This window comes from Arthrobacter humicola (assembly GCF_039531445.1).
Lineage (GTDB): Bacteria > Actinomycetota > Actinomycetes > Actinomycetales > Micrococcaceae > Arthrobacter > Arthrobacter humicola.
Map to the genome: position 1 here is coordinate 1 of NZ_BAAAQB010000033.1, position 1,403 is coordinate 1,403.

1 protein-coding gene and 1 pseudogene are annotated in these 1,403 nt (G+C 65.8%); both read left to right on the forward strand.

All coding sequences use genetic code 11. The features are described from left to right. Positions 1-100 precede the first annotated feature (100 nt). Positions 101-439 (forward strand): annotated as a pseudogene (locus ABD243_RS11595) (HNH endonuclease signature motif containing protein); the annotation flags it as partial. A 362-nt stretch (positions 440-801) separates the two neighbouring features. Beyond that, on the forward strand, positions 802-1,185 hold the full coding sequence (locus ABD243_RS11600; RefSeq protein WP_116768194.1) for a VOC family protein: 384 nt from the start codon (positions 802-804) through the stop codon (positions 1,183-1,185). Positions 1,186-1,403 lie beyond the last annotated feature (218 nt).

Sequence of the window (1,403 nt, forward strand, 5' to 3'; positions counted from 1 at the left end):
GAAGCCCTCGGAATCCTCGTCCTGAACTACCCCGACCGGCTCGGACCCTACCTGAACCGATGACACCCCGCCCCACTCACACAAACAACTTGACAGGCTCCGGATCCTGGACATCGGCCGCGCGTCCCGGATCTTCCCGCCCCACCTCCGCAAGGCCCTCATCGCCCGGGACCGGGGCTGCGCCTTTCCCGGCTGCACCATCCCCGCGCCTTGGTGCGAAGCCCACCACATCACCTACTGGTCCCGTGGCGGGACCACGGGCACGGAGAACGGGACCCTGCTCTGTTCCCATCACCACCACCTGATCCACAAGGAGGCGTGGACCATCCGGGTCCGGACCGGGGTCCCCTGGTTCATCCCGCCACCCCACATCGACCCCGGCCAAAAACCACGCCGCAACCACTACTTCACACCCGCCCGACCCGCCCAGGCCGCATAACCGCGGCCCGGACAGTGGCGGCATGATTGCGGCGGTAATGCCGGCCGTGTAATCACGGACCCGGCAATGACGGCAGCGCCCGCTGCCGTTCGCGGTGGCCACGGCCCCATGACGGCGACCCGGTTGGCGATGGCGGCTCCTCATGACGTCCGCACAACCGAGTCCCGCCCGGTGGCCAGGGATCCTCACCACGGCCGCATGACGGCGGCTCGAGCAGTTTAGTGAAACGGCCCTCGGGCGCGCTCGGTGGACGGGGCGAGCCGCTGGCAGTCACCGGAAATCCTGCTTCAGTTTCACGGGTACGCACGGCGCCCGGAGGAGTAAAATTCCTTCCGGGGGGCGGGCCTGGAAAGAGAATAGCCATGCTCAAGGATCAGCAAGTCGGCGCTGTGCTACCGGCGGCGGATATCGCCCGTGCACGGGGTTTCTACCGCGACAAGCTCGGGCTTGAACCCGACAACCCGGATGCCGAGGACAACCTGCAGTACACGTGCGGCGGCGGAACCCGGTTCCTCCTGTACCAAACGCCTAACGCCGGCACCGCCAAGAACACGCAGATCGGCTGGATGGTCGATGACCTGCCGGCTGCCGTTGCGGAACTCCGGGCCAATGGAATCGTCTTCGAGGAATACGACTTCCCGGGCCTGAAAACCGAGGACGGAATTGCCACCACTCCGGACGGGAGTTCGGCCGCATGGTTCCTGGACACCGAGGGCAACATCTTGAGCCTCAACCACATGGCGTAGCCCCTACTCCACGGAACCTTGGAATGGCGCCTGCGGAAAGAGAGATTGCCGGACGCCGAACCTTCAGGTCAATCCTTCACGCCGGGTCCGGCGACGGCGCCCGAGCTTGTGGATCGAACGTAAAGCCCGATTGTAAGGAGCGAGCACAAAGCCCGGTCGGGCCGCGAAAACGCGGCCCGACCGGGCTTTGTGTGGTCAGACGGCTACACATCTGTCCC

Excerpts from the sequence above, each read along its gene's own strand:
- ABD243_RS11600 (WP_116768194.1), top strand. The coding sequence starts at position 802 with ATGCTCAAGGATCAGCAAGTCGGCGCTGTGCTACCGGCGGCGGATATC.